This window comes from Mesorhizobium sp. M1D.F.Ca.ET.231.01.1.1 (assembly GCF_003999155.2).
Taxonomy (GTDB): Bacteria; Pseudomonadota; Alphaproteobacteria; order Rhizobiales; family Rhizobiaceae; genus Mesorhizobium.
Window position 1 is genome coordinate 132,230 of the sequence record NZ_RZOZ02000008.1, and the last position, 22,723, is coordinate 154,952.

The 22,723-nt window shown below is 64.9% G+C and carries 24 protein-coding genes and 1 pseudogene; 14 read left to right on the forward strand and 11 right to left on the reverse strand.

The window, feature by feature from the left end:
• Positions 1–12 precede the first annotated feature (12 nt).
• The 5 genes and pseudogenes from ftsY to EN874_RS21340 all read left to right on the forward strand — a co-directional run bounded on the left by ftsY (position 13) and on the right by EN874_RS21340 (position 3,978).
• Positions 13–1,887 (forward strand): signal recognition particle-docking protein FtsY, encoded by a 1,875-nt coding sequence (gene ftsY / locus EN874_RS21320; RefSeq protein WP_127427137.1) that lies wholly within the window; start codon positions 13–15, stop codon positions 1,885–1,887.
• Positions 1,888–1,929: 42 nt separating this feature from the next.
• Positions 1,930–2,595 carry a septation protein A gene (locus tag EN874_RS21325; protein ID WP_127427138.1) on the forward strand — a complete coding sequence of 222 codons (666 nt, stop codon included), beginning with the start codon at positions 1,930–1,932 and terminating at the stop codon, positions 2,593–2,595.
• An 82-nt stretch (positions 2,596–2,677) separates the two neighbouring features.
• Positions 2,678–2,857: pseudogene (locus EN874_RS21330) on the forward strand (pyridoxamine 5'-phosphate oxidase family protein); the annotation flags it as partial.
• 43 nt (positions 2,858–2,900) lie between these two features.
• On the forward strand, positions 2,901–3,401 hold the full coding sequence (locus EN874_RS21335) for an MSMEG_1061 family FMN-dependent PPOX-type flavoprotein (protein ID WP_127427139.1): 501 nt from the start codon (positions 2,901–2,903) through the stop codon (positions 3,399–3,401).
• Between the two features lie 40 nt (positions 3,402–3,441).
• On the forward strand, positions 3,442–3,978 hold the full coding sequence (locus tag EN874_RS21340) for an NADPH-dependent FMN reductase (RefSeq protein ID WP_127427140.1): 537 nt from the start codon (positions 3,442–3,444) through the stop codon (positions 3,976–3,978).
• A gap of 282 nt (positions 3,979–4,260) precedes the next feature.
• On the opposite strand, the gene EN874_RS21345 is transcribed toward EN874_RS21340, so the two are convergent.
• A complete protein-coding gene (locus EN874_RS21345) occupies positions 4,261–5,178 on the reverse strand; it encodes an SMP-30/gluconolactonase/LRE family protein (RefSeq protein WP_127427141.1) in 918 nt (305 codons plus the stop codon).
• A gap of 284 nt (positions 5,179–5,462) precedes the next feature.
• Here EN874_RS21345 and EN874_RS21350 point away from each other — a divergent pair, with 284 nt between their 5' ends.
• On the forward strand, positions 5,463–5,630 hold the full coding sequence (locus EN874_RS21350; RefSeq protein WP_127427142.1) for a hypothetical protein: 168 nt from the start codon (positions 5,463–5,465) through the stop codon (positions 5,628–5,630).
• A gap of 264 nt (positions 5,631–5,894) precedes the next feature.
• Here EN874_RS21350 and EN874_RS21355 read toward each other — a convergent pair whose 3' ends face one another.
• The 4 genes from EN874_RS21355 to ccmA form a co-directional block, all read right to left on the reverse strand.
• Positions 5,895–6,476, reverse strand: coding sequence for a DsbE family thiol:disulfide interchange protein (locus EN874_RS21355; RefSeq protein WP_127427143.1), 582 nt, complete (start codon positions 6,474–6,476; stop codon positions 5,895–5,897).
• Positions 6,473–6,646: a heme exporter protein CcmD gene (gene ccmD / locus EN874_RS21360; RefSeq protein ID WP_127427144.1), complete on the reverse strand. Its 174-nt coding sequence runs from the start codon at positions 6,644–6,646 to the stop codon at positions 6,473–6,475. The genes EN874_RS21355 and ccmD overlap by 4 nt, the downstream gene beginning before the upstream one ends.
• A 130-nt stretch (positions 6,647–6,776) precedes the next feature.
• A complete protein-coding gene (gene ccmB / locus EN874_RS21365) occupies positions 6,777–7,442 on the reverse strand; it encodes a heme exporter protein CcmB (protein WP_127427145.1) in 666 nt (221 codons plus the stop codon).
• A gap of 211 nt (positions 7,443–7,653) precedes the next feature.
• On the reverse strand, positions 7,654–8,262 hold the full coding sequence (ccmA, locus tag EN874_RS21370) for a heme ABC exporter ATP-binding protein CcmA (RefSeq protein ID WP_127427146.1): 609 nt from the start codon (positions 8,260–8,262) through the stop codon (positions 7,654–7,656).
• A 284-nt stretch (positions 8,263–8,546) separates the two neighbouring features.
• Here ccmA and acnA point away from each other — a divergent pair, with 284 nt between their 5' ends.
• From acnA to EN874_RS21385, 3 genes are all read left to right on the forward strand, one after another.
• The gene (gene acnA, locus EN874_RS21375; protein ID WP_127427147.1) at positions 8,547–11,237 is read left to right on the forward strand and encodes an aconitate hydratase AcnA; all 2,691 of its coding nucleotides are present in this window, start codon (positions 8,547–8,549) and stop codon (positions 11,235–11,237) included.
• Between the two features lie 365 nt (positions 11,238–11,602).
• Positions 11,603–12,406, forward strand: a complete 804-nt coding sequence (locus EN874_RS21380) for a thioredoxin family protein (RefSeq protein WP_127427148.1) — start codon at positions 11,603–11,605, stop codon at positions 12,404–12,406.
• A gap of 633 nt (positions 12,407–13,039) precedes the next feature.
• Positions 13,040–13,426 carry a DUF2794 domain-containing protein gene (locus EN874_RS21385; protein ID WP_127427149.1) on the forward strand — a complete coding sequence of 129 codons (387 nt, stop codon included), beginning with the start codon at positions 13,040–13,042 and terminating at the stop codon, positions 13,424–13,426.
• A gap of 115 nt (positions 13,427–13,541) precedes the next feature.
• On the opposite strand, the gene EN874_RS21390 is transcribed toward EN874_RS21385, so the two are convergent.
• The 4 genes from EN874_RS21390 to EN874_RS21405 all read right to left on the reverse strand — a co-directional run bounded on the left by EN874_RS21390 (position 13,542) and on the right by EN874_RS21405 (position 18,464).
• Entirely contained in the window at positions 13,542–14,114 is a 573-nt protein-coding gene (locus tag EN874_RS21390; RefSeq protein WP_127427150.1) for a GNAT family N-acetyltransferase, read from the reverse strand.
• A gap of 116 nt (positions 14,115–14,230) precedes the next feature.
• Complete coding sequence (locus tag EN874_RS21395; RefSeq protein ID WP_127427151.1) at positions 14,231–14,971, reverse strand: Bax inhibitor-1/YccA family protein; 741 nt, start codon at positions 14,969–14,971, stop codon at positions 14,231–14,233.
• Positions 14,972–15,225: 254 nt separating this feature from the next.
• On the reverse strand, positions 15,226–17,766 hold the full coding sequence (locus tag EN874_RS21400; RefSeq protein ID WP_127427152.1) for an ABC transporter permease: 2,541 nt from the start codon (positions 17,764–17,766) through the stop codon (positions 15,226–15,228).
• Complete coding sequence (locus EN874_RS21405) at positions 17,766–18,464, reverse strand: ABC transporter ATP-binding protein (RefSeq protein ID WP_127427153.1); 699 nt, start codon at positions 18,462–18,464, stop codon at positions 17,766–17,768. The genes EN874_RS21400 and EN874_RS21405 overlap by 1 nt, the downstream gene beginning before the upstream one ends.
• 81 nt (positions 18,465–18,545) lie before the next feature.
• Here EN874_RS21405 and EN874_RS21410 point away from each other — a divergent pair, with 81 nt between their 5' ends.
• On the forward strand, positions 18,546–19,190 hold the full coding sequence (locus EN874_RS21410; RefSeq protein ID WP_127427154.1) for an arylesterase: 645 nt from the start codon (positions 18,546–18,548) through the stop codon (positions 19,188–19,190).
• Positions 19,191–19,307: 117 nt separating this feature from the next.
• Positions 19,308–19,904, forward strand: a complete 597-nt coding sequence (gene thpR, locus EN874_RS21415) for an RNA 2',3'-cyclic phosphodiesterase (RefSeq protein WP_126086869.1) — start codon at positions 19,308–19,310, stop codon at positions 19,902–19,904.
• On the opposite strand, the gene EN874_RS21420 is transcribed toward thpR, so the two are convergent.
• Positions 19,808–20,326, reverse strand: coding sequence for a low molecular weight protein-tyrosine-phosphatase (locus tag EN874_RS21420; RefSeq protein ID WP_127427155.1), 519 nt, complete (start codon positions 20,324–20,326; stop codon positions 19,808–19,810). The two genes, thpR and EN874_RS21420, sit on opposite strands and share 97 nt — an antisense overlap.
• Before the next feature lie 103 nt (positions 20,327–20,429).
• On the opposite strand from EN874_RS21420, the gene EN874_RS21425 reads away from it, so the two are divergent.
• From EN874_RS21425 to EN874_RS21435, 3 genes are all read left to right on the forward strand, one after another.
• Complete coding sequence (locus EN874_RS21425) at positions 20,430–20,723, forward strand: 4a-hydroxytetrahydrobiopterin dehydratase (protein WP_127427156.1); 294 nt, start codon at positions 20,430–20,432, stop codon at positions 20,721–20,723.
• 413 nt (positions 20,724–21,136) lie between these two features.
• Positions 21,137–21,499 (forward strand): YkvA family protein, encoded by a 363-nt coding sequence (locus EN874_RS21430; protein WP_126086871.1) that lies wholly within the window; start codon positions 21,137–21,139, stop codon positions 21,497–21,499.
• A gap of 277 nt (positions 21,500–21,776) precedes the next feature.
• Positions 21,777–22,283: an invasion associated locus B family protein gene (locus EN874_RS21435; RefSeq protein ID WP_127427157.1), complete on the forward strand. Its 507-nt coding sequence runs from the start codon at positions 21,777–21,779 to the stop codon at positions 22,281–22,283.
• Between the two features lie 82 nt (positions 22,284–22,365).
• Here EN874_RS21435 and EN874_RS21440 read toward each other — a convergent pair whose 3' ends face one another.
• Positions 22,366–22,665, reverse strand: coding sequence for a hypothetical protein (locus EN874_RS21440; protein WP_127427158.1), 300 nt, complete (start codon positions 22,663–22,665; stop codon positions 22,366–22,368).
• Positions 22,666–22,723: the final 58 nt, after the last annotated feature.

A 22,723-nucleotide genomic window follows, 5' to 3' on the forward strand; every position in this document is an offset into this window, starting at 1 on the left:
ACTGCGAGACGCATGGCTGGTTTCTTCAAGAAGGTATTTTCGTTCGGCAGGAAAGAGGTCGTCGAGGAGCGCGTCGACGAGACTGCGCCGCTGCCGCCGATCAAATGGGACGCGCTGGAGGCGCTGAAGCCGGAGGCGCAGCCGGCGCCCCACCCTCCCCTCGATGGGGAGGGTCGCCACGAAGTGGCGGGGCGGGGTGACGGCGCCGACGCTGGTGCCGATCGCCCCCACGCCCGAGCTGCGCTCGGGACCTCCCCCATCGAGGGGGAGGTAGAGGCCGCGCCTCAACCGGCTCCCGAGGAACCGAAGCCCGAGCCTTCACCGGCTATCCCACAGCCGCCGGAACCGACAATTCCCGCCGAGCCGGAACCGCTGCCGCAGCCCAAGCCGGAAGAAGAACCGCAACGCACGCCGGAGACACCCGAGCCGCCGGCGCCGGTGGAAGTGCCTACGCAGCCCGTCAGGCCGGAGCCGGCACCCGAGCCGCAGCCGCAGGAAGTACCGCCGCCCGCCCCGGTCGAGCCGGAGATCGTGCCCTCGCAACCGGAGCCCCAGCCGGAACCCGCGCCGGTCGAGATACCCGCGACGGTGCCGGAAATTCCCGTCGAGGCTCCCACGCCCGAGATTCCGCCGGCCGAGGTCATGCCGCCCGTTCGCCAGCCTGCGCCCGTCGAGCCTGAGCCGGTGCGTGCCGAGATCGCTCCGGAGATCGAAGCTGCGCCAACGCCCCACCCTCCCCTCGATGGGGAGGGTCGCCACGAAGTGGCGGGGCGGGGTGCCGGCGCCGACGCTGGCGCCAGTCACCCCCACCCCCGAGCTGCGCTCGGGACCTCCCCCATCGGGGGGGAGGTAGGGCCGGCACCCGTCAGTCAACCTTCGCCAAAGCCCGCCTCCTCCGCCGGCAAGGTGACGGTGGCGAAAAAGGTCGAGCAGAAGGCCGAACCGCAAAAGGCGCCGGAACCGGCGCCGCGGCGTTCCTGGTTCCAGCGCATGCGGGACGGGCTTGCCCGCTCCTCGCGCGAGCTCTCGGGCAACATCGCCGGCGTCTTCACCAAGCGCAAGCTGGACGAGGACACGCTGCAGGACCTGGAGGACGTGCTGATCCGCGCCGATCTCGGCCTGGAAACCGCGCTCCGCGTCACCGATGCGCTGGCCTCCAGCCGCTATGGCAAGGACGTCTCCGACACGGAGGTGCGCTCGGTCATGGCGGCCGAGGTGGAGAAGGTGCTGACCCCCGTCGCGCTGCCGCTGGAGCTCGACCTCAGCCACAAGCCGCATGTCATCCTGGTCGTCGGCGTCAACGGCACCGGCAAGACCACGACCATCGGCAAGCTGGCCGCCAAGCTGACCGATGGCGGCCTGTCGGTGATGCTCGCCGCCGGCGACACTTTTCGCGCCGCCGCGATCGAGCAGCTCAAGATCTGGGGCGAGCGGACGAAATCGCCGGTCATCGCCTCCAAGCTCGGCGCCGATGCCGCCGGCCTCGCCTATGACGCCTTCGAGAAGGCCAAGGAGGCCGGCTCGGACGTGCTGATCATCGACACGGCCGGGCGCCTGCAGAACAAGGCCGAGCTGATGGCGGAGCTGGAAAAGATCGTGCGCGTGCTGGGCAAGCTCGATCCGGAAGCGCCGCACACCGTGCTGCAGACGGTCGACGCCACCACCGGCCAGAATGCGCTCAGCCAGGTCGAGATCTTCCGCAATGTCGCCGGCGTCAACGGCCTGGTCATGACAAAGCTGGACGGCACGGCGCGCGGCGGTATTCTGGTGGCGATCGCCGCCAAGCACAGGCTGCCGGTCTATTTCATCGGCGTCGGCGAGCAGGTCGACGACCTCGAACCTTTTTCGGCCAGCGAATTCGCCAGGGCGATTGCCGGTGTGGCTTGAACGATCCCAAAAGCGCCGACTTTCGGGACAACAAGGACTTTCATGAACATCCTCGAACGCGACCCGTCCGACCCGCAGAAGCAGAAGAAGGAAGGCCTCAACCCGCTGCTCAAGCTGGTGCTGGAGCTCGGGCCGTTGCTGGTCTTCTTCTTCGCCAATGCGCGCGGCGAATGGCTGGTGCAGAAGGTTCCGGCGCTGGGCGAGCTCGGCGGCCCGATCTTCGTCGCCACCGGCCTGTTCATGGCCGCGACCGCGATCGCGCTCATCGCCTCCTGGTTGCTCACCCGCACCTTGCCGATCATGCCGCTGGTGTCGGGCGTCGTCGTCCTTATCTTCGGCGCGCTGACGCTCTATCTGCAGGACGACATCTTCATCAAGATGAAGCCGACCATCGTCAACACGCTGTTCGGCTGCGTGCTGCTCGGCGGCCTTTTCTTCGGCAAGTCGCTGCTCGGCTATGTTTTTGACTCGGCCTTCAGCCTCGATGCCGAAGGCTGGCGCAAGCTCACCTTCCGCTGGGGTCTGTTCTTCCTGTTCCTGGCCCTCGTCAACGAGGTGGTCTGGCGGAACTTTTCGACCGACGCCTGGGTTACCTTCAAGGTCTGGGGCATCATGCCGATCACGCTGCTCTTCACCTTCAGCCAGATGCCGCTGATCATGCGCCACTCGCTGGAGGAAAAGGCCAAGGGAGAGAACGCCCGCAAATAAAAGCAATTCCAGGAAAAGTGCGTGGCGGTTTTCCATCCGGGATTGCGGCGAGACAAACCGGACAATTCCGGGAAGGGACGGCATGGAATTCCTCACCACGCGCGACGAGCTGAGGACGATCTACAAGACGCCGCGGCCGACCGACGGATCGATCCGCAAGGAATTGAAGGCGCTCGACGGCCACTGCCGCTCCTTCATCGGCAAGAGCCCCTTCGTGCTGATCGGCTCCTCGGACGGCGCCGGCAATGCCGATGTAACGCCCAGCGCATGACCCCGAAAATCGAAATCGATTTTCGGAAAGGATCATGCGCCAAATCAGAATTGTTACAGCGTCCTTTGCGCGTCCAAAGGACGCGCGGCGCTGTAATGGTGACAAGCCCGGCTTCGCCGCCATCCTCGACAACGCCACCGTCGCCATCCCCGACCGTCCCGGCAACAACCGGCTGGACACGTTGGAGAACGTCATCCGCAATCCGTCGGTCGGGCTGCTGTTCCTCATTCCCGGCATGAACGAGACGCTGCGCGTCAACGGCGACGCCCGCATCGCCGTCGATGCGACCTTGCGCGAGCGGCTGGCCGTCGACGGCAAGGAGCCGCAAAGCGTCATCGTGGTGACGGTGAAGGCCGCCTATATGCATTGCGCCAAGGCCTTCATGCGCTCCGAGCTGTGGAAGCCCGAGACCTGGTACGACCGCGCGAGCCTGCCGACGCTCGGCCAGATCATCCGCGACCAGCTGGCGCTCTCCGAGACCGCCAATGAGATAGACCGCGAGCTCGACGACGATTACCGGCAGACCATGTGGTAGGCTTGGGGCACGATTCGCCTGAGCAACCCGCCTCCTCCCCGTGCTGAATATCATCGCCATCTCCGGCAGCCTCCGGGCCGCCTCGACCAATTCGGCCCTCATCGCGGCGCTCGCCGCCAACGCGCCGGCGGATTGCCGCGTCACCGTCTATGACCGGCTCGGCCGGCTGCCGATCTTCAACCCGGACGACGAAGGCGAGCGGACGCCGCCGGAAGCGGCGCGCCTGATCGACGCCGTCACCCGCGCCGACGGCCTCATCGTCTCCTGTCCCGAATACGCGCATGGCGTGCCTGGCGGCATGAAGAACGCGCTCGACTGGCTGGTGTCGCGCGACGCCGCCGTTGGCAAGCCGGCGATGCTGGTGCATGCCTCGCCGCGCTCGCTCTATGCGCGCGCGGCGCTTGCCGAGATCATGCGCACGATGTCGTTCGCGCTCCACGAAGAGGCCGCGCTCGAGATCGCGCTGCTCGGCAAGAAACCGCCGGAGGTGAAAGCCGTTCTGGGGGAGCCGGAGAATGTGGTGGCAATGCGCGATGCGGTGAACGCCTTCGCGGAGTTCATCCGCAGGCAAACCTAGCCTCGTCATTCTAGGGCGGAGCAAGGAGCGTAGCGACGCAGCGCAGACCCTAGAATCCATGCCGCGATCTTTACCGGAGGGTACAGCGGTCCAGAAAAGGCAGCCGAACGTTCAACACACTCGACGGGCTATGGGATAGCATTGCACCGTAGACGTGCTCGGAAGCCACGGCATGAATCCTAGGGTCTCCGCGACGTCGCTTCGCGACTGCTTCGCCCTAGGATGACGAAGTGTAGAGGCTTCGCCCAATCTCAAACGCCGGCCACAGCCGGGTTTTTCAACTCAATAGGTCTTCGCCCCATTGACCATCAGCCGCACCATGTAGAGCGAGGTGGTGCCGGCGATGTAGAGGCAGTTGCGCTTGATGCCGCCGAACACGCAATTGGCGGTCACCTCCGGCACCTTGACCTTGCCGATCAGCGTGCCATCCGGATCGTAGCAATGAATGCCGTCGGCCGCGCTCGTCCAGATGCGCCCTGCATCGTCGAGCCGGAAACCGTCGAACAGGCCAGCCGTGCAGTCGGCGAACACCTTACCTCCCGAGACCTTCTTGCCGCCCTTGCCGACATTGAACACGCGGATATGCGCAGGGTTCTGGGCGCCATGCGTGCGGCCGGTGTCGGCGACGTAGAGAAGGCTCTCGTCGGGCGAGAAGGCAAGCCCGTTCGGCCTGACCATATCGGTGATGACGGCCTCGATATCGCCCGTGCCCGGATCGACGCGAAATACGTAACAGGCGCCGATCTCGCTCTCGGCCTTGTCGCCCTCATAGTCGCTGTCGATGCCGTAGGACGGATCGGTGAACCAGATCGATCCGTCCGACTTCACGACCACGTCATTGGGCGAGTTGAGCCGCTTGCCCTTCCATGTGTCGGCGATGGTGGTGATCGAGCCGTCATGCTCGGTGCGGCTGACGCGGCGGCCCGAATGCTCGCAAGTGACCATCCGGCCTTGCCGGTCGACCGTGTTGCCGTTGGAATTGCCCGACGGCTGGCGGAAGACGCTGACGCTGCCGTCGGTCTCGTCATAGCGCAGCATGCGGTTATTGGGGATGTCCGACCATACCACATAGCGGCCGGCGGCGAACCAGGCCGGACCCTCCGCCCAGCGGCAGCCGGTGAACAGCTTGTCCACCTGCGCGTTGCCGACGAACAGGCGCGCGAAGCGCGGATCGAGAACTTCGTAGTCGGCGGCCGCCATGCTTTCCTCCCGGCACGATGTGACGCGCGGATCAAGCCAGCCGATGGCAAAGAAGGCAAGGCCAATGATGGCAGCTTCACCGCGTCTTGAGGGTCCTGGGGCAGCCATGGCGATCCCAGCTTGGACCGAGCGGCTGGGTAACGGCCGGTTAACCGGCTATGCGCTGGCTGCAATGGTGCATTGCAACATCTTTCTTTTGCAATGCACCATTCCTATGTCATGCTGGCAATCGATCAAGGGAGGAACAAACCGCCGCGTGAATGCGGCAGAGAAGGAACCTCGTCATGATCTTCGACAACCTCGTCTCCCGCGCTCGCAACAACATCGCCAAGCGCCGCCAGTACAACCGTCTCGTCGCCGAAATCGAGAACCTGTCGAGCCGCGATCTCGCCGATCTGCGCGCCGACCGCTCCGAGATGCTCTATCAGATCCACAAGCAGGTTTACGGCTGAGTCTTTCGGTCGGCTCGGCCTCGCGCGTTGGTCATCCTCGGGCTTGACCCGAGGATCCGTGCCGTAATGTCTGAGCGCCGCCGCATTTCAGAACAGTGTTCCGCCCTTTCGCTGGGATCGAGCGGCTAAGACGACACGATTTGCCAGGCGACCTTGCTGACCTGCAGCATTCTTTGGCAAACATCACGGCATGGATCCTAGGGTCTGCGCCGCGTCGCTTCGCTCCTTGCTTCGCCCTAGGATGACGAAGTGAAGGGCGCCGCCTTAACCCGGCGCCGTCAGCGCTTTCTCGATCTGCGGCAACAGCAGATCCCGGGCCGATTCCGGCGTCAGCGGCCCAACATGCTTATAGGCAATCCTGCCGTCCTTGCCGACGACGAAGGTCTCCGGCACGCCGTAGACGCCCCAGTCGATCGCCGCTCGCCCGGCCGGATCGACGCCGATCGCCTGGTAAGGATTGCCGAGATCGCCAAGGAAGCGGCGGGCATTTTCCGGCTGGTCCTTGTAGTTCAGCCCCGCCAGCGTGAATCGCCTGTCCTGCGACAGCCCGAGAAGCACCGGATGCTCTTCCCGGCACGGCAGGCACCACGATCCAAAGACATTGACCAGCGTCACCTTGCCGGCGAAGGATTTTGGGTCCAGCCCCGGCAGGCTCAACCCTTCGAGCGGCGGCAGCTTTGTCTGCGGGGCCGGCTGGCCGATCAGCGCCGAGGGGATTTCCGAAACGTCGCGGCCGGACAGAAGCTGCGCCAGGAACAGTCCGGCCAATCCCAGGAAAATCAGCAGCGGCAGAAGCACCAACAGGCGACGACGGGGCGGCGCCGAGGATCCGGTTTCGATGCTCATGGCTTCCCCGTCCCGGCCTTGTCGGAGCGGCGCCGCACGCCGGCGGCTTCGAGCGCCGCGAGCTCGCGCCTGCGTGCCCGCTGGTCGAGCAGGATCCAGCCGATCAGGCCGATGAGCACAATCGCCGTGATGGCATAGGCGGCGGCGACATAGAGGGCATGCGCGCTCATCTCAGCCGCTCCGCGCGCGCAGCTTCCGCGCCTGCCATGTCAATCCGCTTGATCATGCCTTCCTTTAACCTTGCGCCGCGGGCCCGGCAATCAGTCGCGGTGCCGCAGACTTGAGAACGTCCGACAGACCTCAATCCGTTCCGTGGCGCAACGCCAGCGCTGCCGACAGCGGCCCGACCACCGCAAGAAACAGCGTCAGCGCGGCAAGAATGAGGAAGGGCTGCAGGAACGGCGCCGGATCGGCCACCGCGCCGTAGCTCGCCGAGACGCCGAAGATCAGCACCGGGATGGTGAGCGGCAGCACAAGCACCGAGATCAGCAGCCCGCCGCGCGGCAGCGCCACCGCCACGGCAGCGCCAGCGGCGCCGATGAAGGTGATGGCCGGCGTGCCGACAAGCAGGGTCAGTGCCGTGGCGCCGATGCCCGTCGGCTCCATGTTCATGAACAGGCCGAGCAGGGGTGCCGCGACCACCAGCGGCAGCACGCTGCCGGTCCAGTGCGCCAGGCACTTCACCAGCACCGTCAGCGCCAGCATCTGGCGGTCGCTGTTCAGCACAAGGAGATCGAGCGCGCCGTCCTCGCGGTCGGCCTGGAAGAGGCGATCGAGCCCGAGCAGGCAGGCGAGCAGGGCGGCGATCCACAGGATCGCCGGGCCGATGCGGGACAAGAGGTTGAGATCGGGCCCGACGCCGAACGGGATGGTGGCGATGACGGCCAGGAAGAAGATGACGCCGATCAGCGCCCCGCCGCCGGCGCGGATCGAGAGGCGGATGTCGCGCAGGAAGAGGGACGACATTATGAGGCGATCCCCTCGTGCGGGATGCGTTCCTTCGCGCCCCCCTCTGTCCTGCCGGACATCTCCCCCACAAGGGGGGAGATCAGCCGTCGCTCGCGATTTCGCCAATCGCCAACGTCGGCAGGAAGAGCGGGGCGCCGGAACAGCCAATCTCCCCCCAAGTGGGGGAGATGTCCGGCAGGACAGAGGGGGGCGCCGTAGAGCACCGACATCAATGGCCTACCCTCATTTGCAGCTCGCGCGCCCCCTTCAGCCCGAGCGGCAAATGCGTAGCCGCCACCAAAATTCCACCATCCGCCAGATGCACCCTCATCAACCCCGCGAACCTCTCCTCCGAGGCCTTGTCCAGCCCCGCCGTCGGCTCGTCGAGCAGCCAGACCGGCCGCCGGCTGACCAAAAGCTTGGCGATCGAAGCCCGCCGCCTTTGCCCCGTTGAAAGATAGCCGAACGGCAGGTGGCCAATGCCGCCCAGCCCGACCGTCTCCAGCGCCTCCTCGACGCCGAGTCCCGGCTCGCCCTGGAAGGCGCGCCAGAAATCCAGGTTTTCGTCGACGCTGAGCGCCGTCTTCATCGCATTGAGATGGCCGAGATAGTGCGAGGCCGAAGCGACCGAGGGGAAATCATCGCCGCCGCCTTCGACCGTCACCCGGCCCCTGGCCGCCGGCAGCAGGCCGGCGATGACTCTCAGAAGCGTCGATTTGCCGGCGCCGTTCGGCCCGGTGACGATCAGCGCCTCGCCCTTTTCGAGCGCGAATCCGATGCCGGAAAAAACCGTCTCGCCGCCGCGCTCGCCGCCCAGATTTTCGGCGATCAGCCGCATCCTTGCCCGTCCCGAAAGCACCGTTTCGCGGCCGCCGCCGCATCGCACAAATTTGCCTTTCGACTGTCTAGAACTATTCCAGGAAATTCTCTATATGCGGTTCATCCGTGCCAGCGGTCGGCGCGGGAACAGAATTTGCGCCGAACCAGCGCGCGCGCCGCCTTGAACGGCTCGGGTTGCTCGGGAGCGGACAGCGGAAATGGCCGTACCCGCACCTTTGCGCGTGATTGCATGCCATCGGCGTCCGTTCCCTTTCAGGCTGAACAGACAAGGACGGATCGCACGTGTCAAAATCCCTCGACAGTTTCCATTGCCGCCGCACCCTGACCGCGGGTGGCGCGGACTATGTCTATTTCGACCTCACCGAGGCCGAGAAGAACGGCCTCGCCGGCATCGCCAAGCTGCCCTATTCGATGAAGGTGCTGCTGGAGAACCTGCTGCGCAACGAAGACGGCCGCTCCGTCACCAAGGAGAGCATCCAGGCGGTCGCCGCCTGGCTCGCCGACAAGGGCACCGCCGGCGTCGAGATCGCCTATCGCCCGGCACGCGTGCTGATGCAGGATTTCACCGGCGTTCCGGCCGTGGTCGATCTCGCGGCCATGCGCGACGGCATCAAGGCGCTCGGCGGCGATCCGGAAAAGATCAATCCGCTGGTGCCGGTCGACCTCGTCATCGACCATTCCGTCATCGTCGACGAGTTCGGCACGCCGATGGCCTTCGCCCGCAATGTCGAGCTCGAATATGAGCGCAACGAGGAGCGCTACAAGTTCCTGAAATGGGGCCAGCAGGCCTTCCGCAACTTCCGCGTCGTGCCGCCCGGCACCGGCATTTGCCACCAGGTCAACCTCGAATATCTCGGGCAGGTCGTGTGGACCAACGCCGAGGACGGCGAGACCACCGCCTATCCCGACACCTGCGTCGGCACCGATTCGCACACCACCATGATCAACGGCCTCGGCGTGCTCGGCTGGGGCGTCGGCGGTATCGAGGCGGAGGCCGCGATGCTCGGCCAGCCGGTCTCCATGCTGCTGCCCGAGGTCATCGGCTTCCGCCTCACCGGCAAGTTGAAGGAAGGCGTCACCGCCACCGACCTGGTGCTCACCGTCACCCAGATGCTGCGCAAGAAGGGCGTCGTCGGCAAGTTCGTCGAGTTCTTCGGCCCCGGCCTTTCCAACATGACGCTCGCCGACCGCGCCACCATCGGCAACATGGCGCCGGAATATGGCGCCACCTGCGGCTTCTTCCCGGTCGATAGCGAGACCATCCGCTACCTCACCATGTCCGGCCGCGAGGAGAACCGCATCGCGCTGGTCGAAGCCTATTCGAAGGCGCAAGGCATGTGGCGCGACGCAGGCTCCGCCGATCCGGTCTTCACCGACCTGCTCGAGCTCGACCTCGGCGACGTCGTGCCGTCGATGGCCGGGCCGAAGCGCCCCGAGGGCCGCGTCGCCCTGCAGGACATTCCGGCCGGCTTCGCCAAGGCGATGGAGACCGAGTACAAGAAGGCCGCCGAGCTTTCGAAGCGCTATGCGGTGGAAGGCACCGGCCACGACCTCGGCCATGGCGACGTCGTCATCGCCGCCATCACGTCCTGCACCAACACCTCGAACCCGAGCGTTTTGATTGGCGCCGGCCTGTTGGCCCGCAATGCCAACCGGCGCGGCCTGAAGCAGAAGCCGTGGGTGAAGACCTCGCTCGCCCCCGGCAGCCAGGTGGTGGCCGAATATCTCGAAAAATCCGGCTTGCAGAAGGAGCTCGACCAGATCGGCTTCAACCTGGTGGGTTTCGGCTGCACGACCTGCATCGGCAATTCCGGCCCGCTGCCGGGGCCGATCTCCAAGACCATCAATGACAAAGGTTTGATCGCCGCCGCGGTCTTGTCCGGCAACCGCAACTTCGAAGGCCGCGTCTCGCCGGACGTGCAGGCGAACTACCTGGCCTCGCCGCCGCTGGTGGTGGCGCACGCGCTGGCCGGGACCGTCACCAAGGACCTCACCACCGAGCCGCTCGGCGAAGGCAGCGACGGCAAGCCGGTCTACCTCAAGGACATCTGGCCGACCTCGGCCGAGATCCAGGAGTTCATCGAGAAGAACGTCACGCGCGAGCTCTTCGCCCGCAAATATGCCGACGTCTTCAAGGGCGACGCGTACTGGCAGAAGGTCAAGGCGCCGGAAGGCCAGACCTACGCCTGGGACGACGGCTCGACCTATGTGCAGAACCCGCCCTATTTCGCCGGCATGGGCCGCGCCTTCGGCAAGGTCGGCGACATCAAGGGCGCGCGGGTGCTAGGTCTCTTCGGCGACAAGATCACCACCGACCACATCTCGCCGGCGGGTTCGATCAAGGCGGCGTCGCCGGCCGGCAAATATCTCACCGAGCATGGCGTCGGCGTCGCCGACTTCAACCAGTACGGCACGCGGCGCGGCAACCATGAGGTGATGATGCGCGGCACCTTCGCCAACATCCGCATCCGCAACCACATGCTGGGCGAGAACGGCCGCGAGGGCGGCTACACGATCCACTATCCCTCCAAGGAGGAGATGTCGATCTACGACGCCGCGATGGAATACAAGAAGGAAGGCGTGCCGCTGGTCATCTTCGCCGGCGTCGAGTACGGCAACGGCTCCTCGCGCGACTGGGCGGCCAAGGGAACGAATCTGCTTGGTGTCCGCGCCGTCATCGCCCAGTCCTTCGAGCGCATCCACCGCTCGAACCTGGTCGGCATGGGCGTCATCCCCTTCGTCTTCGAGGACGGCACCTCATGGGCCTCCCTCAACCTCAAGGGCGACGAACTGGTCGAGATCTACGGGCTGGACGCGATCAAGCCGCGCCAGAAGATGGTGGCCAAGGTCACCTATGGCGACGGCACGGTGAAGAACGTGCCGATCGTCTGCCGCATCGATACGCTGGACGAGCTCGACTACTTCAAGAACGGCGGCATCCTGCAATACGTGCTGCGCGATCTGGCTGCGTAAGTAAGGGAATAAGGGAGTAGGGCAGTAAGGGAGTAGGAAACGGTAAGCTACTTCCTACCCCCTACTGCCCAATCTCCAACAATGAAACCGCAGCCGGCCAAGCATCCGCCGGCGCGGTTCAAAGTCCAAGTCCGGCCCGCTCGCAATAGAGATCGGCCGGCATCAGAAAAGTTTACCGCATGGCGGCGATGCGGCCCCGAAATCGAACCGCGTCGAAAAATGCAGTGGCCTCTCTGTCGCCACCTTACCTGCGGCCGCGACAACAAAAATTTCACCGCAACGTGACTTCCCGTTGACTGTCCGTTCTGCCACATATTTTGGCAATCAGAACAAGGCCGGCGTCACCGGCGGGAATTGGAACAGTCATGGCTTCTCGAGGACCATTGCGGCTTGCGGCAGTTGCGCTGGCCCTTTCAACATTTGCCGGCGCCGCGCCGGCAAGCGAGCCCGATAAGCCGCAAACCGACAAGCTCCAGGCAGAAAAGCCTCAAACCGAAAAACCTCTGGGCGTGGTTGAGCTTTTCACCAGCCAGGGCTGCAGCTCCTGCCCGCCGGCCGATGAATTCTTCGCCGAGCTGGCCGCCAAGGAAAACGTCGTCGCGCTCGCCTACCACGTCAACTACTGGGACTATCTGGGCTGGCAGGACACGCTGAGCAACAAAGAGAACACCGACCGGCAGTATGACTATATGCGCGCCTTCGGCAGCCGCTCGGTCTATACCCCGCAAGCCGTCATCAACGGCCGCAGCCACGTCAACGGCGCCAGCCGCAAGGATGTCGACGGCGCGCTGGCCCGGATGGACAGGACCGGCGAGGGCATGCGGGTCGGCATCAAGGTGAGCCGCACCAGCGACCGCGTCATGATCGATGCCGGCGACGCCGGCAACGGCCCGACCGACGCCCATGTTGTGATCGTCTATTTCGATCCGCCGCAGACGGTGCAAATCGGCCAGGGCGAGAACAGCGGCCGCAACCTGACCTACTGGAATTCCGTCTCCGACATCCAGACCGCCGGCATGTGGCACGGCAAGGCGCAGCGCTACGAGCTGCCGATGACCGAGATTGCCAAGAAGGGCGGCTGCGCGGTGCTGCTGCAGTCGGTCGGCAAGGACGGCATGCCCGGCCCGATCCTCGGCGCCGCCTTCATCCGCAAGCCCGATCGGCTGTAGCTCCTTTTCCTTCTCCCCCTGTGGGCAGGGCAATCGCATATTGGTTATCGGCGAAGGCCGACACAACGCCGTCATCCTCGGGCTTGTCCCGAGGATCCGCCGTCGCACGCGGATATAGCGCGCGACCAGTTCGGGGAGGCCGGTAGATCCTCGGGACAAAGCCCGAGGATGACGGCATCGAGGCATGCCGGTTATCCGAACTCCCAAAGCCGTATGCGATTGCTCACCCCACAAGGGGAGAAGGGGGATCTGCGCCAAGCAATAAAAAACCGGCGTCAGCTTGCTTCTGACGCCGGTCATTCAGGTTTTGGGATCGTCGCACCTGATTTTTCCAAGGAAAAACCGAGGTTGGTTCGATCCGACGCTGACCCGTGGGCGGGGGGCTTGGGGTTTACGAGCCGGTGCCGGACCGAACCGTCTCAGGCAACGCGGGTAAACTCGTCGGACATTGGGGCATGAGCGCGGATAATTTGTGGCAAGAATGTGGCGGAGCATCACCAATTCCAACACACGTTTTGCAAATGTGACTGGACCTTTCGGAAACCGCGCAGGCCCCGCATGCTTAGCCGGCCCTTGCAATTCGGCCGCGAAAGCGCGAACCTCGGCTGCGAGATTCAAGCGAAGGATCGAAGCATGACCGATCACGGCTGCGGGACGGAGGATGGGGAAGCATCCGGAATATTGATCCCGCTGCATGAGGCGCGCAGTGCGCGCCTCGATCAGCCGGTGCGCTTCGACCGGCGCGAACTCGACCAGATCCTGAGGCTTTACGGGCGCATGGTGGCGGCCAATGAATGGCGCGACTATGCGATCGACCATCTCACCGATCGCGCTGTCTTTTCGGTGTTCCGCCGGGCCAGCGAAGTGCCGCTGTTCCAGATCGTCAAGGACCCGAAACTGGCGCGCCGGCAAGGCGCCTTCGCCGTCATCGCCGCCGGCGGACGAATCCTCAAGCGCGGCCAGGAGCTCGGCCGCGTGCTCGGCGTGTTCGATCCCAAGCTGAAGCTGGTCGAGGCGTGAGAGGAACTGGAGAATTTGAAGAACTGAAGAATTGAGGAAAAGAGGCGCTAAGCGCCTGATATAAAATTATCTTTCTTCAATTCTTCAATTCCCCAGTTCTTCAATTCCCATTTTCTCATTTCCCTCCGAGCCGGAACTTCCGCTCCGGCAGCGAATCAGCGTCCGGCGGCAGCGCCGCGCCGCCGTTGAGCGGCAGCTGCATGAACACCGTGTCCAGCCAGCGCCCGTGCTTGTAGCCTGACCCTTCCAGGCGCCCGGAATGACGGAAGCCAAGCTTCTCGTGCAGCCGCACCGAGGCGCTGTCGGCATGGCCGTCGCCGATCACCGCGATGATCTGGCGAAAGCCTGCCAGGCGCGCCGCCTCGATCAGCGCCTGCATCAGCAGGAAACCGACGCCCTGGCCCTTGGCCTCGGGCGCGACATAGACCGAATCCTCGATGACGAATCGGTAGGCGGGACGCGGCCGGAACGGCCCCGCATAGGCATAGCCGAGCACGATGCCGTCCTTTTCCGCCGCGAGATAGGGAAAGTCGCCTGCCGTCAGGCTGTCGAATCGATTGCCCATTTCGGCGCGGCTGGGCGGTTCCAACTCGTAGCTCGCGGTGCCGTGCGTGACGGCGTCGGCATAAATTTCCGTGATTCGGTCGAGGTCGGCCGTGGTGGCGGCCCTGATCGCAATAGTGCTCATAATTTATGCAGGTCGTTTCCCTGCTTCGATATCAGCAGAGGGACACGCAAAAGGAAAGGGCGGCCGTTGGGCCGCCCTTTCCGAAGTCTATGGTCCAGCAGAACCGGGTGCTCGCCTTAGCGGCGGTCGCCCATGAACTGCAGCAGGAACATGAACAGGTTGATGAAGTCGAGATAGAGCTGCAGCGCGCCCATGATCGCCTTGCGGCCGGCGACGTCGGCGACGTCACCCTCGTAATACATCTCCTTGATCCGCTGCGTGTCGTAGGCGGTCAGGCCGGCGAACACCAGCACGCCGATCGCCGAGATGGCGAAGGCCAGCGCCGACGACGCCAGGAAGATGTTGATGACCATGGCGATCAGCAGGCCGATCACGCCCATGATCAGGAACGAGCCGAACGCCGTCAGGTCGCGCCTTGTCGTGTAGCCGTAGAGCGACAGCGCGCCGAAGGCGGCGGCGGTGGCGAAGAAGGTCTGGGTGATGCTGGTGCCGGTGTAGACGAGGAAGATCGTCGACAGCGACAGGCCGACAAGGCCGGCATAGACCCAGAAGGTGGTCTGCGCCGCAGCCACGCTCATCGACTGGATCCTGAAGGACAGGAACATCACGGCAGCGAGCGGCGCCAGGATGACGACCCAGCGGAACGCGCTTGCGTAGATGAGCTGGCCGAAGGCGGTCAGCTGGCCGTCGCCGGTGACGGCGAGCTGGAACGCGCCCCAGGCGGCAAGGCCGGTGATGAGCAGGCCAAGCCCCATCAGGTTGTAGACCTTGATCATATAGGCCCTGAGGCCCTGATCGATATCGACGCGCGCGCCGGGGGCGGCGGACGTCTGGTAGTTGCGAATGGGATCAGCCATTGGAAATCCTCTGTTGCTTCTGCCCCGTCCGGTGACAGGTCGCCCGATCATCACTTTGGGATGACCGCTTCGGGACCAGGCGCCGCTGGCGGGGCTCCAGCATGCCTGCGCAAAATATGAGCGTTCTCGGCGTCAAGAACAAGACGGTAACGAGGGGTAACGCTTCGTGAGAAAGCAAAAGCCCGGTTTTCGGCCGTTTCGGCCGGGCATTCTTGCAAAGATTTAAGGCGCGAGCAGCTTCCCGGCATGTCGGGTCAAAGGTTGCGCAGCACCGGCGCCGCCTTGTGGCCGAGCACCCGCCAGGTGCCGGCAAGGCCGATGCCGACGGTGACAGCCAGCGACACGAGGATCGTCGGCACCGCCACTTCCGGCATGAAGTGCGACGGCAGCGTCATGATATGCGCGACGACGAACCATGCCGCGATGCCGCCCGCGGCAAGCGCGAACAACGCGGTCGCAAGGCCGATCAGCACATATTCCAGCGAGAAGGCGACGATCAGCGTTTGCCTTGTCGCGCCAAGCGTCTTCAGCACCACCGCGTCATGGATGCGCGCCCGGTTGCCGGCGGCCAAAGCGCCGGAGAGAACCAGCACCGAGGCGATCAGCGCCACGCCGGCGGCGGCGCGGATCGCCGTGCCCAATTGGGCGACCAGCCGGTTGACGATGTCGAGCGCGTCCTTGACCCGCACGGTCGTCACCGCCGGAAAGGCGCGGGTGACCGCGTTGAGCAGCCTGGCGTCGTCGGCCGTGGTGGTGCTCTTGTCGGTCAGCGTCGCCAGCCAGCCATGCGGGGCGCCGGCGAAGGTGTTGGGCGAGAACACCATGACGAAATTGATGCCCATGGTTTCCCACTCGACCTGGCGGAAATTGGCGATCCTTGCCATCACGTTGCGGCCGAGCACGTTGACGGTGACGGTGTCGCCAAGCTTCAGCCCGATCGCCTTGCCCTCCTCCGCCGAGAACGATACCAGCGGCTCGCCGGAATAGTTCTGCGGCCACCACGTCCCCTCTGTCAGGGTGGCGTTGGCCGGCTGCTTCGCATCATAGGTCAGCCCGCGGTCGCCGCGCAGCACCCACGCGCCGTCGGCGGAGACCTTCACCTTGTCGACGTCGACGCCGTTGAGCGCCATGATACGGCCGCGCAGCATCGGCACCTTGACCAGCGTTCCCCGCGGCGCCTCTTTGCCGACCAGGCCGGCGAAGGCATCGACATCGGTGCTCTGGATGTCGACGAAGAAGAAATTCGGCGCCCGCTCCGGCAGGCTGCCGGAGATCTGGCGCCTGAGATTGCCGTCGATCAGCGCCAGCGTCACCAGGAGCGTCAGGCCGAGCCCGAGCGACAGCACCACCGAGGGCGTCAGCGCGCCGGGGCGGTGGATGTTGCCGAGCGCCAGCCTGAGCGACACGAAACGCGCGCGCGGGCTCTGCCGGGCAGCCCACTGCACCAGCGCGGCCACCAGCCGCAGCACCAGGAAGGCAAAGACCGTGGCGCCGACGAAGATCGAGGCGATGCGCCGATCGTCGGCGGAAAGGATGGCGAGCGCGGCCAGCGCCAGCACGATCGCGAGAGCGGCGCCGACATAGGGCAGGCGCGGCCAGCCGCGGCTCTCAAAACCCATCTCGCGAAACAGCGCCGTCGCCGGCACGTCGCGGGCGCGCCCGAGCGGCAACAGCGCGAAGGCCAGCGTCACCAGGAGACCAAAGAGCGCGGCCATGGCGAGCGCGCCAAGATAGAAGCCGCCCTCCGCCGGCACCGGGATGACCGACCGCAGAAGCGCGCTCGCCACGAACGGCATCGCTGCGCCCAGGATCAGGCCGAGCACGATGCCGAGGCCGGCGATCAAGAGGATCTGCACGAGATAGACCGTGAAGACGAAGCCGCCTGAGGCGCCGAGGCTCTTGAAGGTGGCGATGACGCCCCGCTTGCCGTCGAGATAGGCGCGCACCGCGTTGGCCACGCCGACGCCGCCGACCACCAGCGCCGTCAGCCCGACCAGCGTCAGGAACTGCGAGAAGCGCTCGATGTTGGAGGACAGCGCGGGCGCCGCATTGCTGCGCGTGCGGATCGACCAGCCCGCTTGTGGAAAATCTTTCGCGGCCTCGGCCTGGATCGCCTTGATCCGCGCCTCACCGGCGCGGTCGGGCAGCCGGACCTTGTAGGCGTTCTCGACCAGGCTGCCGGGCTGGATCAGTCCGGAGGCGGCAAGCCCGTCGTTCGAGATCATCAGCCGCGGCGCGAAGCCGAAGCCGTCGGATATCGCATCGGGCTCGCTGACTAGCCTCGCTCTCAGCTCGAAGGTGGCGCCGCCAAGCTTCAGCCGGTCGCCGATCTCGAGATTGAGGCGATCGAACAAGAGATCGGGCGCGGCGGCGCCGAAGATGCCGGCTTTCTCGCCGAACAGCTCCTTCTTCGGCAGCGGCGGGTCGGTTTCCAGCGAGCCGTAAAGCGGATAGGCGTCGTCGACCGCCTTGGCCTCGACCAGCGCCTGGTCCGAGCCGTCCTCGAGCCGCGCCATGGAACGCATGCCGGAATTCAGCGAGACCGTGCCAAGGCTGTCGAGGAAGCCAAGCTCCGCATTCGAGGCGCTGCGCTGGTTGATCTGGAAGCGCAGATCGCCGCCAAGCAGCGTCTGGCCCTGATTGGCGACGCCTGCCGTGATCGCCTGCGCCACCGAATTGACCCCGCCGATCGCGGCCACGCCGAGCGCGATGCAGGCGAGGAAGATCATGAAGCCGGACAGGCCGCCGCGCATCTCGCGCAGCGAGAAGCGGATGGCGAGCTTCAGGGTCCGCATCAGGCCGGCACCTTCACCGGCTTGGGCGCATCCTCGATGCGTCCCGAGCGCATCGATACCTGGCGCGCGCAGCGGGCGGCAAGCGCCGGGTCATGCGTGACCAGCACCAGCGTCATGCCGCGCTCGGCCGCCTTGGCGAACAAAAGGTCGGCGATCTGTTTCCCCGTCGCCTGGTCGAGGTTGCCGGTCGGCTCGTCGGCAATCAGGATGCGCGGCGAGGGCGCCAGCGCCCTGGCGATCGCCACGCGCTGCTGCTCGCCGCCGGAGAGCTCGCCGGGATAGTGCGTCACACGGTCGCTCAAGCCGACCGCCGCCAGCTCCTGCGCCGCCACGGCGAACGGATCGGAATGGCCGGCGAGCTCCAGCGGCACCGCGACGTTCTCGAGCGCCGTCATGTTGGGGATCAGGTGGAAGGACTGGAAGACGATGCCGATGTTTCGCCCCCGAAACGAAGCAGTCTGGTCCTCGCTTTTGCCGTTGAGCAGTTCGCCGGCGATCCGCACGGTTCCTGAATCGACCCTCTCCAGCCCGGCCAGAACCATCAGCAAGGTGGACTTGCCGGATCCCGACGGGCCGACGATGCCGGTGGCCTCGGCGCCAGCCACGTCGAGGCTAATGCCCTTGAGCACATGGACGGAGGACGCACCCTCGCCGAGCGTCAGCGAGATATCCCTCAGTGCGATGACGGCTTCTGTCACAATGAAAGCGTCCTATATGGTGGAAAAGGGAGACGAGAATGCCTCCTCCAAGGATCGTTTCGGTCATATGGGGCTCGCCGCATGGCTTTCAAACATACTCTTGCCGCGGCCCTCGTCCTTTTCCTTTCGGTTTGCGGCGCCATGGCGCCGGCGGGCGCGGAAACCTTCAACATCGTCGGCTTCGGTGACAGCCTGACGGCAGGCTTCGGCCTCGGCCCGGGTCAGGGGTTCACCGACAGGCTACAGGCGGCGCTGAAAGCGAAGGGCCGTGATGTCGCCGTCGCCAATGCCGGCGTGTCCGGCGATACCACGAGCGGCGGATTGGCGCGGCTCGACTGGTCGGTGCCGGACGGCACGGGGCTCGTTATCCTCGAGCTCGGAGCCAACGACATGCTGCGCGGCGTCGCGCCCGACATCGCTGAAAAGAATCTCGATGCGATGCTGGCCAAGCTCAAGCAGCGCAAAATCCCGGTGCTCCTGGCCGGCATGCGCGCGGCGCCCAATCTTGGCGCCGACTACCAGAAGGCCTTCGACGCGATCTATCCGCGGCTGGCCGCAAAGTACGGCATTCCTCTCTACCCGTTCTTTCTCGACAACGTCGCCGGCCATCCGGACCTGCAGCTGGAGGACGGCCTGCATCCCAACCCGAAGGGAGTTGATGTCATGATCAAGGGCATTCTGCCGGTCGTCGAAAAGGCCATCGCCGCCAATGGAGGTCCGTCGTGAGTCCCAAACGCCACGGTTTCCGTTGGGGAAACCTTGTGGACAACAAACCGCTTGCCCCGCGCCGATATCGATGATTCGCTAGGGGTAGAGTTTCGATTCGAGGACAGGAGGCTTCTCATGCCACGTCTTTTCACCGCCCTCGAAATTCCGCGCGACGCTGCTCTTTCGCTGTCCCTGCTGCGGGGCGGCCTTCCCGGAGCCCGCTGGATCGATGTCGAAAACTATCATCTGACGCTGCGCTTCATCGGCGACATCGAAGGCCATGTCGCCGACGAGATCGCCAACGCGCTCGACCGCGTCAACCGTCCCTCCTTCCCCTTGACGCTCTCCGGCGTGGGCGCCTTCGGCGGCAAGAAGCCGCATGCGGTGTGGGCCGGCGTGTCCGCCTCGCCCGACCTGGTGGCGCTGCAGGGCGAGATCGATCGCATCTGCCAGCGGCTCGGCCTCCCGGCCGACCCGCGCAAATTCTCGCCGCATGTGACGCTCGCCCGCCTGCGCAATGCGAGCCCGCTCGACGTCGCCCAATATCTTTCGGCGCGCGGCAACTTTTCCGCGCTGCCCTTCCGGGTCGGCCGCTTCGTCCTGATGTCGTCGCGCGATTCGGTCGGCGGCGGCCCCTACATCGTTGAGGAAGCCTGGCCGCTGGTTGGTGCTGACACACGCGCGTCCAGCCGCTTCGCCAGCGCCTCCGACGCCTCGCGGATCATGCGGTAGACCGAAGCAAAGGCCTGCTGGTCTTCATAGTAGGGGTCCGGCACGTCGCGCGCGTTTCCGCTGGCAAACTCCAGGAACAGGTGGATGCGGTCGCGCGCGGCCTCAGGCGCCAGCGCCTTGAGGTCGCGCACGTTCGACCGGTCCATGCCGAGGATCAGGTCGAAACGGGAAAAGTCTTCCGGCGCGATCTTGCGCGCCCTCTGCCCGGAAATATCGATGCCGTGGCGAATGGCGACCGCGATCGAGCGCGGATCGGGAGTGGAGCCGGCCTCCCAGCCGCCGGTCGCGGCCGAATCGAGCACGATGCCCTGATCGTCGCCACGCTCGCTCAGCACGGCGCGAAAAACACCTTCAGCCAGCGGCGAGCGGCAGATGTTGCCGAGGCAGACGAACAGAATGGATTTTATGGGCTTTATGCTCATTCGATATGCGCCGTTTGTGCATTTGGAACCCCAAAACCGCAAAGCACCTTTGGGCGACTTGCATTATGGTGAGGTCAAATTCGAGATAGCACGGGAAATCATCATGACGAGAGAAAAACTCAGCAAGGACGCCATCACCGCTGCGCTTGCCGAACTCGAAGGCTGGTCGCTGGCCGCCGACGGCGCCTCCATCAAGCGCAGCTTCGGCTTCAAGAACTTCTCCGAAGCCTTCGCCTTCATGACGCGCGTGGCACTGGCAGCCGAGAAGATGGACCACCACCCCGACTGGTCGAATGTCTACAAGGTCGTCGACGTGACCCTGAACACGCACGACGCCGGTGGCGTGACGGCGCTGGATATCGAGCTTGCCAAGCGGATGAACCGTTATTTCGGATAGGTCGCAGGAGTCCTCCAGCCGTGTGACTGCCGCCGCTCCAGCGTCGTCATCCTAGGGCGAAGCAGGAGCGTAGCTCCGTCGCGAAGACCCTAGGATCCATGCCGTGACCTCGGCCGAAAAGTACAGCGGAGCAGAATTCTGCACCGTGGGCGGCGCTCCCATGTAACGGCATGGATTCTATGGTCTGCGCCGCGTCGCTCCGCTCCTTGCTCCGCCATAGAATGACGACGAGAGGGACGTTCCGGCCAATCTCCAACGTTGGAGATTTCCCAACTCGGCTTACCCACTGCCGGCGCTGCCGAGTTCGATTTTGGGGCCAGCAGCCACCCGAACTCTTGCAGCGAGGCAGCGCTTTCACCACATCTCCCGCGGCGGGCCGACGTGCAAGGACACGCGCGGCCAAGGAGAGATGAATGGCGCAGGAATCCCGTTTCGATTTCTTCGGTTTCGGCGACAGGCTCGCCGGCGAAGGAGAGGTGCGCGAGAAGTTCTGGCGCACCGCCAAGAAGGCCGCCCGGCAGATCCCGTTCATGGACGAGGTGGTCGCCGCCTATTACTGCGCCATGGACAAGGACACGCCGCTGCGCGCCAAGGGCACCCTGCTTGCCGCGCTCGGCTATTTCGTGCTGCCGGTGGATTTCATCCCCGACTTCGTCTTGGGTCTCGGCTTCACCGACGACCTTGCCGTGCTGACCGCCGCGATCGCCGCCGTCAGCGCCCACATCACGCCCGCGCACCGGCAGGCCGCCAGGGACGCGCTGGCCGACAAGCGTTGACCCTTGGGATTGACCCTGGCTTACATTTCCGCACGACGAGGCCGCGAAAGCGCCCGCGCGAAAAGACAAACTCTTGCCGTTTTCGTGGCCTCCAAGTTCGGCCGGGACGTCGTGATCGCCGCACTACCAGCGGCGGCGCGAATGGTGGCGGTTTCCTGGGGTGAGCTCCTTTTCTTGAGGACAATTCACCGTTTGGTAACCCTGATTAAATCAAAATGAAGCGACGGCAGGACGCCACGCGGCCCGCCTCCGCACCAGTTGGAATACGGGAAGAACGATGCGCGGATTGATTGCTACAGTTTCCAGCCTGGTCCTGGCGGCCGCCTTCGTGACGTCGGCCATGGCCCAGCAGGCGACCAAGATCGGCCAGCACAACGCCTGGGGCACCTACAGCTATCAGTCGCAGGCCGGCAAGGTCTGCTACGTGCTGACCGTGCCGACCGACAAGCAGCCGCCGTCGCTCGACCACGGCGACATGTTCTTCTTCGTCAGCCAGCGCCCGGGACAGCAGGTTTCCTACGAGCCGCAGTTCATCGCCGGCTACAATTTCCAGGAAGGCTCCAAGGCCACCGTCACCATCGACAAGAAGACCTTCTCGATGTTCACCCGCGGCAAGTCGGCCTGGGTCGAGAACGCGGCAGAGGAACCGGTCCTTATCGCCGCCATGAAGACCGGCACCGACATGAAGGTGCAGGCGAAGTCCGGCCGCGGCAACCCCACGTCTTACGTCTTCTCGCTGAAGGGCATTTCGGCGGCGCTGTCCTCGATCGCCAAGTGCAAGTAACGAAGAGCCAATCCGACGATTAGGCCGGGCCTCCAAGCCCGGCCTTTGCTTTCGTCCTGCCCGGCTTGCCCGCCGTTCCGGCTCACATCGCCATTTTTTCACATTCGGCCTGGGCCTTCTTGGTCGACGTATCGACCATGTAGGTTTTGCCCTTGGCGTCGGTGATCATCATCATGCAATGCTTGATCGGCTTCGCCATCTTCATCATTTCGGCGCTCGTCTTGGCGTCCGGCATCATGGTGCCCATATGCCCGTCGGGCATGATCGCCGTCACTTGCCCGCCCTTCATCATGGTCATCGTTCCCATCGCGTCCTCGGCGAATGCCTGCGAGGCGCAAAGGCTTGCAAGACCGGCCATGGCAACAAGCTTGATCGAATGCATTCCGCGTACTCCCATTTTTGCAAGGGCATGGTCGCCCCTTTCAGGTTCGCGGCCGGGC